Origin of the sequence: Belnapia arida (assembly GCF_016773205.1) — a bacterium.
GTDB lineage: Bacteria > Pseudomonadota > Alphaproteobacteria > Acetobacterales > Acetobacteraceae > Belnapia > Belnapia arida.
In genome coordinates, this window is record NZ_JAETWB010000065.1 from 1 (window position 1) to 13,767 (window position 13,767).

Consider the following 13,767-nt stretch of genomic DNA (forward strand, 5'->3'; position numbering starts at 1 on the left):
CCAGCTCCACGTAGCTGAAGAGCGAGCCCCGCACCTCGTCCTTGCCCCGCATCCCGACCTCGTCCCGTTGACGAGGACCAGCGAATCACGATCCGCAGCCAGTCGCGAGCGGGAATTTCAGCAGCCTGCTAAACGTCTTCGAACCACTTTACGTCGCCATCGTCGAGATCATAGCGCGCCGCGACAATTTTCAGCCTTTGCTGACTGATTGCTGCCTGCAACACCGGACTTTGTGTATGCAAACGGCGTGCGACCCTGCGGGCGTTGGCGACCACCGCATCATCCAAAGATATCTTCCCATCCTCACGGCGGGCTGCCAACACAGCAGGGACAATGGGTTGGACCAGTTCACCGATCACACCTGGAAAGGTGCCGTCGCGTTCGACAACTTGCATTGCGGCAGCGACGGCGCCGCAACCCTCATGACCCAGCACGACCACCAGCGGGCAGCCCAGCACGCCAACGCCATACTCGATGCTGCCCAGTGCTGTGGTATCAACCGTGTTTCCGGCATTGCGCACGATAAATAGCTCTCCGAGACCACGACCGAACAGTAGCTCGGGCGAAACACGGCTGTCGGAGCAACCAACCAGCACAGCAAACGGCGCTTGGCCTTTGGCCAGCTCGGCTCGACGTTGGCGACCGTGTGCGAGAATGTAGTGCGTGCCGTGCTGGTACTCGGCGTTGCCGGTCTTCAACAAAGCCAAGGCCTGATCGGGCGTCAATGAGGTTTGTGTCGTAGACTGGGCCGCTTGCGCGCTTGAGCAATTCAAGCCGATGGCAGCAAACGTAGCTGCTATCCCGCTCGCTAGGATTCCGCGCCGACTTTGAGACTTGGCAGGGTGAGATGCGTTGCCACAGCAGAGGCAGGGGCGTTCAAACATCGCGCGGCTCCTTCGTATGATGATTTGGCGCGTATATGCCTCTGATGTGTCTCAGGACGATGCCACGTTGGTTGCTTGATGATCGCAACGCCTGAGATATTTGAGACGAATTCTGGCCCCAGATTCGCTGCACTGCGCTCAGGCACTTTCTTGGCCGTCGCCTGGCCAATCCAGTGGGTGACGGCACCGGACGGCTTCACACAGGTTGGGGCCATCACCTTGGCTATCATCGCCCCAGCCAGCGGCGCTCGGCTCGGCGTGGCGCTGTTGCCAGCAGCCTTGTTGCGTAAACCTTGCAGGTAGCCCTCCATGAGCAAGGCACCGATGCAGAGCGAGCGCCCCAGGATGCGCTATCAGACGCGGAACTGGCGTGAGTACGACCGAGGGCTGATCGCTCGTGGTGACCTGACCGTCTGGATCTCGCCTGACCTGCCCTGGCATGCCCCAGAAGGCACGGGCAGGCGAGGGCGTCCTCGGGTCTTCACGGATGCGGCGATCCAGGCGGTGCTGACGCTGAAGGTACTCGACCAACTGCCACTGCGGGCAGTTCAAGGCATGGCGGGTAGCCTGATCCGGCTGGCTGGCTTGGACTGGCAGGTGCCGCACTACAGCACCCTCTCGCGACGGCAAAAGGATTTGACCGTAACGATCCCTTATCGCAGTAAGCATCCGGCCAGGGCCGCGGTGAGCGGTAGCTCAGGCAGCTGCGGCCTGCTGAACCTGTGAGGCCTTCCAGTTCCAGGGTAGCAGTTCGTGTAGCCGCGATGCCGGGTGGTCGGCGATCCTGGCGAGGACGTTGGCAAGCCAGGCGCGCGGGTCGACGTCGTTGAGCTTGGCGGTGACGATCAGCGAATACATCGCTGCAGCACGCTCGCCGCGCAGGGCCCGCTCGGCGGCGTTGTTGGTCAGGCAGATCCGGCCGTCATCTAGGAATTGGGTGAACGCCTCCCAGCGCTTCAGCATGTAGTCCATCGCCTTCGCCAGGTCGGCATGGCGGGAGAGCTTGCCGCGCTGCCCGCGCATCCAGGTTTCCAGCTCGGCCACGAGCGGGGCGATGTGCGTCTGCCGCAGCGCCTGGCGCTGCTCGGTCGGTAGGCCGTTGAGGGCCCGCTCGGCGTCAAAGACGGCGTCGATCAGCCGCACCGCCTCAGCGGCCAGCGGCGCGCGGTCCACCGTGGCGAGCTTGAACAGCTTGCGCCGACCATGCGCCCGACACGCTGCCTCGGTAATCGGCCCTGGCTTGCGCCCTGGCGCGTAGAGGTCGTTGAACCCGGCATAGGCGTCGGCCTGCAAAATCCCGGCATAGCCGGCCAGGTGCCGCTGCGGATGTTCGCCGGTTGGGTCGCGGGAGTAGCGGAACATCGCCGCCGGTGGCGCCGGCCGGCGGATGGCCGGTCGTCGCACACATAGGTCCAGAGCCGGGCGGTGACGGTCTGGCCCTTGGCCAGCAGCGGCACCGTGGTGTCGTCGCCGTGCAGCCGCTCGGCCGCCAGAACATGGGCGTCGAGCAGCCTCCCCAGGGGCGCCAGCATCGCCGTGCAGGTGCCGACCCAGTCGGCGAGGGTGGAGACACTGAGCGTGATCCCCTCGAGGGCAAAGCTGTCGCTCTGGCGGTTCAGCGGCAGGTGCTGGCCGAACTTGGCCTCCAGCACCATGGCCAGCAGGTTCGCGCCGGCCCGGCCGCGGGCAATGGGGTGGAATGGCGCCGGCGGCTGGGTAATGGCCTCGCAGGAGCGGCAGCTGAACCGCTCCCGCACTGTCTGGATCACCTTCCACTGCCGGGGCACGACCTCCAGGGTCTCGGTGATGTCCTCGCCCAGCTTGGAGAGACGGCCGCCGCAGCAGGGGCAGGCGGAGGGCGCTGGGATCAACACCCGCTCGCGCGGCAGATGCGCCGGCAGCGGGGCGCGTACCGGTTGGCGGCGCGGTGGCTGGCCCGGCCGGTCGCCGGCTTGGTCGTCGTCGGCCCTGGGCGCCGCCTTGGCCGCATCCTCGCTGGCGGCGGTGACCAACTCGTCGAGCTCGAGCTCCAGCTGATCGAGCAGCTTGCGGCTGCGCTCGGAGGAGGCGCCGAACCGATCGTGCTTGAGCCGGGCGATCAGCAGCTTGAGCTGCGCCACCATCGCCTCGGCGCCGGAGGCGCGGGCCTCGGCCTCGCGCCGGGCCGACTGCTCCGCCGCCAGCGCAGCGCACAGCGTGTCGATATCGGCGGGAATGGTGTCTGGCGTGGGCGTCACGGCAGAAATTGAATCATACCCGGCACCCGCCCGCCAGCTCTATCCGGCAGCCTCCGGCCGCCAGGTACGCTGCGGGTTTCGCCAGTCGATGCCGTCCAGCATGTAGGCCAGTTGCGCGCCTGAGATCGCCACGGCGCCATCTGCCGGCGATGGCCAGATGAACCGGCCACGCTCCAGCCGCTTGGCTTAGAGCGACATACCAAGCCCATCGTGCCAGACGATTTTTACCAGGTCACCGCGGCGGCCGCGGAACACGTAGAGATCGCCGGCATGGGGGTCGCGCCCGAGCGCCTGCTGCACCTGCTGCACCTGCAGCGCCAGGCCGTTCATGCCGCGCCGCATGTCGGTATGGCCCACCGCCAGCCAGACCCGGACACCAGAGGGAACCGGGATCATCCGCGCAGCGCTGTCAGCACCCGCCGCAACGCGGCGGCGCCGATCGCCTCGTCGACACGGATCACCGTGCCGTCGGGTAGGGCTATCTCGATCCGGCAAGTGGTGGCCGACCACGGCGCAGGAGGAACGGCCGGCGTACCATCAGCCTGAGCAACCGGCGCCGGTGGATCCGTCGCCACCTGCAGCGGCATGAACATCGGCGCCGGCTCGGCCACCAGCACACCCTGCCGCGCCTGCTTGCGCCAAGCCCACAGCACGCTCCGGCTCACCTCGTGCCGCCGCGCCACCTCGACGAAGCACGCGCCGGGACGCTCAGCCTCCGCCACGATCCGCAGCTTGTCCGCCGCCCGCCATTGCCGCCGACGCTCAACGCCGCTGATGATCTCCATGCCCCAAGCCGCCCCCTGTCCTAACAACGCTCCTACGAGCGTCGATAAGATCAGAAGACACCTCCAGCCCCAGGCCGGAAGGCGGCCGTCACCGGATGGGTACGACAAATCTGCCGCGTCGTAATGATCAGCGCGCCATATACGGCCGAGCTGGCTCCGCCCTGCTCTTTGCCCGCGCGATGCGCCCTGCGTGGGGCAACACGGGAAATTTGGGAGAGCCAGAATTCACCCGGCCCCTACAGCTTCCTGTGTTTCTCGCTTTGCCTGCTTTCGCTTGCTTCGATCCCTGACCAGCAGCGGTTCGGGGAAAGCTAACAAGCCACCTTTGGCGAATGCATGGTGCTCAAGGCAGGTAATTCAGATCGGAATCAGAAAGTGATTTTGACGTGTCGTAATGTCGCTACTATGGTGGCGCCATGACTGACACGGAACCTACTCTGGCCGAACTGGCGGCGGCCTCAGGGTTTGAGCCCCGGACTATCCGCTCCTGGGTGGCCCAAGGCCTGCTGCCAGGGCCACGCTCCCGTGGCCCTGGCGCCCGCTACCCCGCCGATGCCCTTGAGCGCCTGCTGGCCATCCGTGGCATGCGCGACCGCCTTGGCATGCCACTCGCCGCCATCCGCCAGGAGCTGCTGGTGGCCACGCCCGAGCAGCTGCGGGGCCATGCCAGCCGGGCTGCCGACCTGGCGCCCGAGCCGCGTCAGTCGGCCTCGGCTCCGTCCTCGGCGCTCGACTACCTCCGCGGCCTTCGGGAGCGGCAGGGATCAGGACCCATCGTCGATGCGGTCGCGCCGCAGCCGCCGTACCAAGCGGGGGAGGGGCCACCGCCAGGGTCACCACAGCGCCAGGGATCCCAGGCAATGCCGCCGGCCGGCTTTGAGGCGCTGGAGCTCCGCCTTGCCCAGGCCCGCCGCGAGCCGCCCCGCAAGGCGCGTGCGGAAGAGTGGCTGCGCATTCCCATCACCCCCGACGTCGAGCTTGCGGTCCGCAGCCGCCTCGATGCCGAGCACCGCACCCGGCTCGAGCGCTGCGCCGACCTTATCCGTGACATCCTGCTCGGGAGCAGCTCATGACCGACCGTCCAGCCACTCGCCTGATCCTCACCGCTGGCCTCGACCGCGCCCTGGCCTGGGAAGGCGGCGCCTCCATCCGCTACCTCGTCGCTGACCTCACCGCCGAGGGTGGCGGGAGGGCAGTGCGGCAGGTACCGCCGCTCAACCTGGCTCTGGCCATCGACGTCTCCGGCTCCATGGCCGGTGAGAAATTGGACGCCGCGCGCCGCACGGCCCTCGCGGTGGCCCAGGCGCTCGGCGAGGCGGACCGACTGACCGTAGTTGCCTTCGATAGCGACGCGGAGCTGCTGCTCGATGCCCGGCCGATGGACGCGGCCGGCCGCCGCGCCGCGGCCCGGGCGATCGGCCGCTTGGCCCCGCGTGGCGGCACCAACCTCTTCAGCGGCTGGCTGCTCGCCGCCGAGCACGTCGCGGTCACCATGGCGGCCGGGGCAGGGGCCTCGCACCGGCTGATGCTGCTCTCGGACGGTCAGGCCAATGAGGGGGTGACCGACCGTGCCGAACTCGCCCACCACACAGGCGAGCTGCTGAAGCGCGGCATCATGACCTCGGCTGTCGGCATTGGCGACGGCTACGACGAGGAGCTGCTGGGCGCCATGGCCGAGGCCGGGGGTGGCCGGCTGCATGATGCCGTACAGGCCCACGAGGTCGGCGAGGTGGTGCTGGGCGAGCTGCGCGAGGGCCGCGACGCACTGCTGGAGCGCACCACCCTCCGCCTTACCGTCCCGGCGACCCTCCGGGCCGAGGTGGTCGGGGCCTGGACGCAGACGGCGCTGCCCGGCGCGCTCGAGGTGCTGGTCGGCACGCTGCTGCCGGGGCGCCCGAAGCGGCTGGCGTTCCGGCTGCACGCGCCAGCGGGGGCACCGGGGACGGCGCTGCTGCTTGGCGTCTCGGCCAGCGGTGCGCTGCCGGATGGCGGCGGTCTGATCGAGGCATGCCCGGCGGAGGCCGAGTTGCAGCTGGCGGCTGGCCACGAGAACAGCGCCCAGCCGCGCGATGCCGACCGCGGTGTCGCCGCCGTGCGGGCCTGGCAGGCGGAGGTCCTGCGGCGGGCGGTGCGGATGAACCGCGACGGCGACCGCCGGGCAGCGCGGCACTATCTCGAGCGGGAGCTGCGCTGGATGCAGCGCTATGCCCGTGGCCTGAAGGCGGCGGAGCCGCTGCTGGCCGAGTTGGTGCTGCTGCTGCGCCGGGTTGGCGAGGACTGGGACGAGCGGGTCCGCAAGGAGGTCTACGCCGCCTCCAACCAACGCGCCCGCGGTGAGATGGACCTGCGCGCCGCGGCGCCGCCCTCCATCGCCGAGCGCTTCAGCGGGGCCCCAAGGCGATGAACGCCCCCCTGGCAGGAACACTGGCGGACCGAGCATTGGGCACCCTAGTCGGCCTGGCCGTGGGCGATGCCGTCGGCACGACGCTCGAGTTCTGTCTGCGCGACAGCTATCCACTGTTGACCGACATGGTCGGCGGCGGTCCCTTCCGCATGCCCCCAGGCGGCTGGACCGACGACACCGCGATGGCGCTCGGCCTGGCCGATAGCTTGGTTGAACTCGGGCGTTTCGACGGCGCCGATGCCATGCGGCGCTGGCTGCGCTGGATGGGGCAGGGGGCCTACAGCCACACCGGGAGCTGCTTCGACATCGGCAACCAGACCGCGGTGGCCTTGCGGCGCTTCCAGCGGGATGGCAGCTTGCCGCCGCCGACCGACGCAGCCGGCAACGGTGCGATCATGCGGCTCGCGCCGGTCGTGCTCTTTGCCCTGCGCGAGCCGCCGGAGCGGCGTCGGGTGGTAGCAGTTGATCTGGCGGCCCGGCAGGCGCGGCTGACCCACAACAGCGACGAAGCCGCGGCGACGGCGGAGGCCATGGCCGGCCTCCTGCACGACCTGCTCCACGGCGCCGGGCCGGAAGCCCTAGGCGAGGTGGCGGCAGCTCGGAACCTAGTGCGCTCCGGCGGCTACGTACTCGAGACCTGGAACGCCGCACGTTGGGCGGTCGCCACCACAGGCAGCTTCCGCGAGGCGGTACTGGCCGCGGCCAATCTCGGCGAGGATGCCGATACCACTGCGGCCGTCGCAGGGCAGATGGCGGGAGCAATGTACGGCTATGCCGGCATCCCCAGCATGGGGCGCGAACGGCTGCTCTGGCACAAAGAGATCGAGGCGGCGGGTTGGAATCTTATCAGCCAGCCACGCCACTAGGCGACTACAGTCTGACACGAGGGCGCACGGGCTTCGAAGGGCGGAACTCGACATTGCTGCCGCTTTAGGGGCCCGCAGCGAGAAGAGGGCTGTAGCTATGATTTCAGCTGGCGTGCCGCTTAATCGTGCGAAGGTCGTGCCGCCTCCGCGACGCGCCTTCGTGCATATTCCGGGCAGCAATGGCTTGCCGCTTATCGGCAGCACGCTGCAAGTCCTCGCCGATCCCAAGGGCTACTACGAGGCGCTCGCCGCGCGGCACGGGCTTGTGATGCGGGTCAATATCCTTGGTGAGACGGGTGTACAGCTGCTGGGTATTGTCACGTGGTTGAGCGCTGGGCGGAATGAGCCGGTGAGGCCAAGCTGGTCGGATGCCGACCGAGCCCACCACCTACCCCGGCTATCGCTTCCCGGCCGAGGTCATCCACCATGCCATCTGGCTCTACCACACGTTCAGTCTGAGCCTACGCGATATCGAGCTGATCCTGGCCGAGTGAGGTCTGTTGGTCAGCTACGAGAGCATCAGACGCTGGTGCCTGTGCTTCGGCACCGAGCTCGCGGCAAGGCTGCGCAAGCGACGGCCAAAGCCCGGCGACACTTGGCACCTGGATGAGGTTTATCTGAAGATCAACGGCGAACTCTTCTATCTCTGGCACGCAGTGGACCAGCACGGTGTCGTGCTCGACATCCTGGTGCAGGAACGCCGCAACGCCACGGCCGCCAAACGCTTCTTCAAGCGTCTGCTGATGGGCCTCAAGTACAAACCTCGCAAGATCATCACGGATGGGCTCCGCAGCTATGGGTTCGCGCAGCGTGAGGTCCTGCCCGGTGTGCGGCATCGGACCAGCCGCTATCTGAACAATCGTGCCGAGAACTCCCACAGACCGACGCGACGTCGAGAACGACAGATGCAGCGGTTCAAGTCACGCGGGCAAGCCCAGCGCTTCCTGTCGGCGCACACGATGATCTATGGTCACTTCCGTCCGCGGCGGCACCTAATGCCCGCGGAACAGTACCGCGGCTCACGCGACAAAGCTTTCCAAATCTGGCGGCAGGAGACGTGTGCTCAGTTGGCGGCGTGAGATCGCGCAAGCTCTGTCTTGCGGTCAAACGCACCTGGTCACCAAACAATGTGACAATGCCAGCTGCTGGGGCCGGAGGCGAACGAGCTGGTGCTGTTCGACCAGCAGCGCGCCCGATCGGACCTGCTTGCGCCACATCCACAGCACGCTCCGACTCACCTCGTGCCGACGTGCCACATCCGCAAACCGTGCCCCAGGGCGTTCAGCCTCGGCCACGATCCGCAGCTTGTCCTCAACCCGCCACTGCCGGCGGCGCTCGATTCCGCTGATAATCTCCATGCCGCCAACCCGCTCCGTCCTTAGCGACACCCTTACGAGCGTCCATAAGATCAGAAGACAGGTTCACCCGCGTGCCGAAAGGCGGCCCTCGGCGGATGCGTACTATCTGTCATGCGCGGGGGACTCCGGGCCTGGCGGCCAGGACTGAGCGGTTCGAGCAAGCGGTATTGCTCGTCGCTCAGGGCCTGACCGGACCTGTAGTCGCCAGCCAACGTGCGGGTTTCGGGTATCCACATGGCGGTGTCCATCTGGGAAAACCGCCTAGAACGTTTCTCCTGCGCTGCTTTTTGAGCCACAGCTGCGCTTCTTAAGACAGCCGGTCAACGCGCCGCTGCCGCTTGAGCGCGATCTATGAGGTGTACAACGATCCGGCGCTGGTTCTTCGGGTCGATTGACACGGTACCTGGCCGCGAGAGTGCCGCCACAAGTCGCATGCCCAAACCCTTGCCGTCACCCGCCTTGGGAGCAAACCCGGGTGGAAAACCCGGCCCATCATCTGACACGGCCAGCACAACACCGCAGTTATTGGCGGGGGGTGGTCGCAGCAGCTCCACACGAACCGACCCAGCACCATGCTTTAGCGCGTTTGCGACCAGTTCTGCTGCAATCAGACCAAGGCGCGGTAAGAGTCCGGCAGGGACCGCCGCTGCCGTGCCGGGTTCTACATCCAGTACCACGGGGTGGCCTGATTCCGCTGCCGTGAAGCCATCTAGCCCTGTCCGTTGGCCAACGCGTTGCAGCAGCTCCATAAGGTAGACCGCAGCATCCGATCCTCCTTCATCCACGCAGCGCCCAGATGTCGTGTGCAGATGACGGTGTGCTCCCGCCACTGCTTCGACGCGGCGCGCAGCAGCTTGAATTGCGTCGTGGGAAAATGCGTTGGGGTCACGCTTTGCTTGTAGCAGCAGAGCGCTATGAAGCAGCTGTAGCCCGTTGGCGACCCGGTGGTCAGCCTCACGCGTCATTATATCTTTTTCAGCCATCGCCTCGGTGGTGCGGCGGATGCAAAGTCTCGCCTCCAGCAGGTCGCCTGCTACACCGGCCAGCGCTTCCACCCGGCCTTGATCTAAGGAGATTTCTGCTACGTGCCAAGAACTGAGGGCGGCGATATGCATTGTGCCAATTTGGTGTCCGGCAAGTGCGTAGAGCGGCGCCGTCACACGGAACTTAGTTTCGCGCGGGACGCGTATAACCTTCTCCGACACAGTTGCAGAAAGCGACGCCTGCGCGTGTGGTATTGGTTCGTCGATGCCAAGGCCGCCGGTTATTTCCTCTGCATTGATCCAGACCATCATATCCTGTCGATCGAAGAGGACACGGGCCAATGTGGTAAGGCGATCAAACTCATGCTGGCAATGTTCAGAATGATCGAGCAACAGCGGCTCAATCCTTATTGTTTCATTGCTGGGTTTCCCTAAACAAAAGGACTGCTTGGCGTTCATTCCAGCCAACGACTGCTCTGACGACTGAAGTCGGCCCATCTGCAATATCCAAATAGCTGCCGCATTTTGCACACGATAATTTGAGTATGTCGAGAGGAATTCGTTATGTTCGACAGGGCCGCGGGGGGTGACGCCGGGTCTAACTGACTGTCTTGAAAGGTTAATCGCTACTCAACGTTTGAGCTGTCTCATTTTCCCGAGCTAAAGCAGCCATGCAAAAGCCTGTGCCCGCCGCCCTCCGACCAATCTATCCGATACTGAATGGACGGCCCTTGAGCCGCTGCTCCCGCACCGGTGAGGACGGGACGGCCCCTCAGGTGGCCACGACGCCTGATGGCCAAGGTGATCTTCTACATAGCCATTTCGGCTGCGCCTGGCGGATGCTGCCGACCTCCTTCCCGCCTTGGCAGACAGTGTTCGCGCACTTCCGCCGCTGACGGCTCCACGGCACGCTGCAGCGCACGCATGACCGCCTGCGCGCTCTCGCGCGCGAAGCCGAGGGGCAACAGCCCGAGCCATCGGCCGCCATCATCGACAGCCAGACTGTGCGGGCCATTGGTGGCGGCGGGCCAGCGCGCGGCTACGAAGCCGCGAAGCGGATCTTCGGCCGGAAGCGGCACATTCTCGTCGATGCGGTCGGCCTGATCCTCCTCGCTCACGTCCATGCCGCCGATCTGCAAGATCGGCTCGGGGCGCAGCTACTTATCGGACGTGCCGGCGAGGAGGAACAACCGCGGCTGGAGTTGGTGTGGGCCAACGGTGCCTATGCCGGCAACTTCGCGCGCTGGCTTTAGGCCGAGCGTGGATGGCGCGTCGAAGTACCGAAGCATCGAGATCGCCATCTCTGGCGCTACGGCCTCGAAGACAAGCCGAAGGGCTTTCAAGTCATCTCCGTCGTGGGGTGGTGGAGCGGACTTTCGCTTGGCTGTCACGCTCACGCCGGCACTCGCGCGACTACGAGCGTCTGCCGGAAACCGGCGAGATCATGATCCATGCGGCAATGTCGTGCGTCATGCTTCGCCGCATCGCCGCATCGCCGCATCGCCGCATAATTAGCCTTTCCGGACAGTCAGTAAGTTGGTGCACTGTAGTACCGTTCGTTGGGCAGAGGAGGGCCTGGCCAGCAACTGAGGCCGAAGCGTTAGCTCACCTTGGTCGCTTTAGAAATGTACAATACTGGATCAAGTGGCGCTAACCCGATGGCTAGGAGGCGAACAGCGGCTCCCTTGCAGCATCCACGACGATATGTAGCTTATCGCCAGGCAGCGGCTCACCCGGCTCATCGAGATGCCCAAATGCTGCAAGCCAATCGTAAATTGCCGCTTCGCTGGTTGGCATTGCAACAACTTCCCGCCAATCCGGGGGAAGTCTGGCGTCCTTGGCGAAGGCCACATGCAAGCCAAGCCAACGAAGCTGCACTTGGTCCTGAGTTTCAGAGACGACCAAACGGCTCATGAGTTCAGCCCTTCTGCATCCTGCTCACATGGAAGGCTGCGGACTTACGGTTTCGAAAAAGTTACTGCCATGTCTTAATGCCAACGGACTGAAAAGATGGGGCCGATGGGATCGCACCACTTCCTTGCCGGCTAACTCGCGCGGGCCGTTGCGAGAGTGGCTACGTAATGCCGATCTTGTTCACCACCGATCAACCGTCTTCAATCGGAGTGAAGAAAAGAATTATACTTGCGCACTGATCGCTAAATCCATTCCTTATACGGTTCGGAAAAACATGCACTCGATTGAACTATTCGAATTGATTGTCAGCATGTTCCTGGCGGTGCTCGTCTTACAGTACGTGGCTCTCCGCCTGAGGCTGCCGCCAGCGGTTGCTCTTCTCCTGGGCGGTGGCGCGCTGGCCTTCGTTCCAGGTCTGCCAACCGTCGAACTCGATCCGGAACTGGTGCTGGTCATCTTTCTTCCGCCGCTCCTAATGGATGGCGCTTGGTTTACGTCACTGGCCCACTTCCGTCGCCATCTCGGTGGCATAACATCGCTTGCGGTTGGCGCAGTACTGTTCACGGCTGCGGTCGTCGCATTGGTTACGAAGCTGATCCTGCCAGATCTCCCTTGGGCAGCATGCGTCGCCTTGGGCGCTATCGTCTCGCCGCCTGACGCCGTTTCAGCCAGAGCAGTCCTGCAACGCGTGAAGCTGCCGCGTCGGCTTGGCACCCTTTTGGAAGGCGAGAGCCTCCTCAATGATGCGACAGGGATCGTCCTGTTTCGATTTGCGGTGGCGGCCGCTGTTACCGGAGCCTTCAGTCTCGGCGGGGCGGTAGGCAGTTTTGCTGTCCTTGTAGGCGGCGGAATCGTGGTTGGTGGCGTCATCGGAGCGGCCTGGGTTCTGCTACTCCGCCGCCTCGGTGACGACCAACTGATGATTGCTGCCTCTGTGCTGGTGTGCTGGGCAAGTTATCTCGCTGGCGAGAAGCTGCATGCTTCGGGCGTCATTGCGGCCGTGACGGCGGGTCTGGTTTGTGGCTGGTACCAGCACGTCATTCTGACAGCGAGTGTCCGTATCCGTGCCCTCTCGTTCTGGCAGGTGATGATTTCCCTGCTCGAGGCGGCCGTGTTCGTCCTGATTGGCCTATCGCTGCGTGGCGTGATCGACCGTGTCGGCGGGATCAGTGTCGTCATAGAGGACATGGCGTGGTCGGTCGTGGCAATCATTGCGGCCGTCACGCTCGCCCGCTTCGCTTGGATTTTTGGCTCGGACGCTATCCTAGGACTTCTAAATCGAGCAGGTTGGCATGGGGCGGAGCCCCTGGGTTCGCGGGCCGCATGCGTGATGAGTTGGGCGGGGATGCGTGGCGTGGTGACGCTTGCAGTGGCATTGTCCCTGCCCGAAACCATGCCGGGGCGCGACCTGATGCTGGTGGCGGCGTTTGCCGTCATCCTAGTGACAGTGATCCTTCAAGGCATGACGCTTGGTCTTGTTATACGCATAGCTGGGCTTCAGGAAGACGAGCGCAGTAAGCCGCCGCTCGACCTCTTTGCTGCAGAGGTTGCCATGCTCAAGGCGCAGTTCGTCGAGGTCGAGCGTATGGCCTACGCGTCAGACGGTTCGCTTCTCCACCCGCGCCTGCTCGACAGCTATCGGCGGCGGGCGACTCTCTCAGCGGAGTTTCTTGGAAGCCCAGAGGAACGTGACCAAAGTATCGCTGCCCACTACGATGTCATCCTTGCCGCCGTTGCGGCCGGGCGTGCCGAGCTCGTCCGCCTTCACCGGGCGCGGCAGATCGACGACGAAACGCTTCACGACCTTGAGCGTGATCTCGACCTTGAAGAGCTCATTGCAATCGCAGCAAAGGGTTGATCTACGTTACTTAGATTTGGCAGCGCATCGGTGTTGGAGGAGGTTAAGAGGATCGCTGCCGTTGCCCCAGCCCTGGTCAACGATGATGGTAGCGCGCTCTACTGCGGACACGACGAGGAGAGACTGCCATGGCGCTGCTGATTTATGGGTTGGACATCGATGAGGTTGGCAGCGCGCAAAGCTGGCGCGAAACGCTCGCTGAGCTGCTACCTGACATGGAGGTCCGCATCTTCCCTAATGTCGGCGACACGTCAGAGATCACTTACTTGACCTTTATGCACCCAGACTTTGACGCGATCCCTCCGCTGCCAAACCTTAAGGCGATGTTCAGCCGCTCTGCCGGTGTCGAAACTTTTGTGGACCATCCGAGAATGCCCAATTTGCCGCTGGGAAAGATCGAGCCGGGTAACGTCCACGGAGGTGTTGGAAAATCCGGCCTTGGCCGGAGTGTAGGGTTGGGGTGGCCATCGGACCTGGC

14 protein-coding genes and 3 pseudogenes are annotated in these 13,767 nt (G+C 64.8%); 9 read left to right on the forward strand and 8 right to left on the reverse strand.

The annotated features are described in order from the left end of the window. Nucleotides 1-128: 128 nt before the first annotated feature. Nucleotides 129-725, reverse strand: coding sequence for a carbonic anhydrase (locus JMJ56_RS30900; protein WP_236038951.1), 597 nt, complete (start codon nucleotides 723-725; stop codon nucleotides 129-131). A gap of 83 nt (nucleotides 726-808) precedes the next feature. Then, nucleotides 809-1,195, reverse strand: a complete 387-nt coding sequence (locus tag JMJ56_RS35840; RefSeq protein ID WP_202835646.1) for a hypothetical protein — start codon at nucleotides 1,193-1,195, stop codon at nucleotides 809-811. 34 nt (nucleotides 1,196-1,229) lie between these two features. Here JMJ56_RS35840 and JMJ56_RS30910 point away from each other — a divergent pair, with 34 nt between their 5' ends. Next, nucleotides 1,230-1,610, forward strand: a complete 381-nt coding sequence (locus JMJ56_RS30910; protein ID WP_407927978.1) for a transposase — start codon at nucleotides 1,230-1,232, stop codon at nucleotides 1,608-1,610. Here the strand turns inward: JMJ56_RS30910 and tnpC are convergent. The 3 genes and pseudogenes from tnpC to tnpA all read right to left on the reverse strand — a co-directional run bounded on the left by tnpC (nucleotide 1,581) and on the right by tnpA (nucleotide 3,906). Beyond that, nucleotides 1,581-3,121 (reverse strand): IS66 family transposase gene (gene tnpC / locus JMJ56_RS30915; RefSeq protein WP_407927977.1). Its coding sequence is split into 2 segments (ribosomal slippage): nucleotides 1,581-2,263 and nucleotides 2,263-3,121, totalling 1,542 coding nucleotides; the frame shifts between segments, so codons are not numbered across the junction. The two genes, JMJ56_RS30910 and tnpC, sit on opposite strands and share 30 nt — an antisense overlap. A gap of 39 nt (nucleotides 3,122-3,160) precedes the next feature. Beyond that, nucleotides 3,161-3,517: pseudogene (gene tnpB / locus JMJ56_RS30920) on the reverse strand (IS66 family insertion sequence element accessory protein TnpB). After that, nucleotides 3,514-3,906, reverse strand: a complete 393-nt coding sequence (gene tnpA / locus JMJ56_RS30925; protein ID WP_202835629.1) for an IS66-like element accessory protein TnpA — start codon at nucleotides 3,904-3,906, stop codon at nucleotides 3,514-3,516. The pseudogene tnpB and the gene tnpA overlap by 4 nt, the downstream one beginning before the upstream one ends. 416 nt (nucleotides 3,907-4,322) lie before the next feature. Here tnpA and JMJ56_RS30930 point away from each other — a divergent pair, with 416 nt between their 5' ends. The 4 genes and pseudogenes from JMJ56_RS30930 (at nucleotide 4,323) to JMJ56_RS30945 (ending at nucleotide 8,255) form a co-directional block, all read left to right on the forward strand. Then, nucleotides 4,323-4,979: a helix-turn-helix domain-containing protein gene (locus JMJ56_RS30930; protein WP_202835630.1), complete on the forward strand. Its 657-nt coding sequence runs from the start codon at nucleotides 4,323-4,325 to the stop codon at nucleotides 4,977-4,979. Beyond that, the gene (locus tag JMJ56_RS30935; protein WP_202835632.1) at nucleotides 4,976-6,310 is read left to right on the forward strand and encodes a vWA domain-containing protein; all 1,335 of its coding nucleotides are present in this window, start codon (nucleotides 4,976-4,978) and stop codon (nucleotides 6,308-6,310) included. Before JMJ56_RS30930 ends, JMJ56_RS30935 begins: the two co-directional genes overlap by 4 nt. Beyond that, nucleotides 6,307-7,176: an ADP-ribosylglycohydrolase family protein gene (locus tag JMJ56_RS30940; RefSeq protein WP_202835634.1), complete on the forward strand. Its 870-nt coding sequence runs from the start codon at nucleotides 6,307-6,309 to the stop codon at nucleotides 7,174-7,176. The genes JMJ56_RS30935 and JMJ56_RS30940 overlap by 4 nt, the downstream gene beginning before the upstream one ends. Nucleotides 7,177-7,544: 368 nt before the next feature. Next, nucleotides 7,545-8,255 (forward strand): annotated as a pseudogene (locus tag JMJ56_RS30945) (IS6 family transposase). Between the two features lie 24 nt (nucleotides 8,256-8,279). On the opposite strand, the gene JMJ56_RS30950 reads toward JMJ56_RS30945, so the two are convergent. Together JMJ56_RS30950 and JMJ56_RS30955 are read right to left on the reverse strand one after the other, a co-directional pair. After that, nucleotides 8,280-8,534: a transposase gene (locus JMJ56_RS30950; RefSeq protein ID WP_202835635.1), complete on the reverse strand. Its 255-nt coding sequence runs from the start codon at nucleotides 8,532-8,534 to the stop codon at nucleotides 8,280-8,282. Nucleotides 8,535-8,854: 320 nt separating this feature from the next. Further along, on the reverse strand, nucleotides 8,855-9,976 hold the full coding sequence (locus JMJ56_RS30955; RefSeq protein ID WP_202835638.1) for an ATP-binding protein: 1,122 nt from the start codon (nucleotides 9,974-9,976) through the stop codon (nucleotides 8,855-8,857). A gap of 545 nt (nucleotides 9,977-10,521) precedes the next feature. Between JMJ56_RS30955 and JMJ56_RS35845 the strand changes: the two genes are divergently transcribed. Both JMJ56_RS35845 and JMJ56_RS35850 read left to right on the forward strand, forming a co-directional pair. Beyond that, on the forward strand, nucleotides 10,522-10,770 hold the full coding sequence (locus tag JMJ56_RS35845) for a transposase (protein WP_202835640.1): 249 nt from the start codon (nucleotides 10,522-10,524) through the stop codon (nucleotides 10,768-10,770). An 11-nt stretch (nucleotides 10,771-10,781) separates the two neighbouring features. Then, nucleotides 10,782-11,171 carry a transposase gene (locus tag JMJ56_RS35850; protein ID WP_202835641.1) on the forward strand — a complete coding sequence of 130 codons (390 nt, stop codon included), beginning with the start codon at nucleotides 10,782-10,784 and terminating at the stop codon, nucleotides 11,169-11,171. An 8-nt stretch (nucleotides 11,172-11,179) separates the two neighbouring features. Here JMJ56_RS35850 and JMJ56_RS30970 read toward each other — a convergent pair whose 3' ends face one another. Next, nucleotides 11,180-11,431: a hypothetical protein gene (locus tag JMJ56_RS30970; RefSeq protein ID WP_202835643.1), complete on the reverse strand. Its 252-nt coding sequence runs from the start codon at nucleotides 11,429-11,431 to the stop codon at nucleotides 11,180-11,182. Nucleotides 11,432-11,555: 124 nt separating this feature from the next. On the opposite strand from JMJ56_RS30970, the gene JMJ56_RS30975 reads away from it, so the two are divergent. Then, a complete protein-coding gene (locus tag JMJ56_RS30975; protein WP_202835644.1) occupies nucleotides 11,556-13,289 on the forward strand; it encodes a Na+/H+ antiporter in 1,734 nt (577 codons plus the stop codon). Nucleotides 13,290-13,417: 128 nt separating this feature from the next. Continuing rightward, nucleotides 13,418-13,767, forward strand: a pseudogene (locus JMJ56_RS30980) (hypothetical protein); the annotation flags it as partial.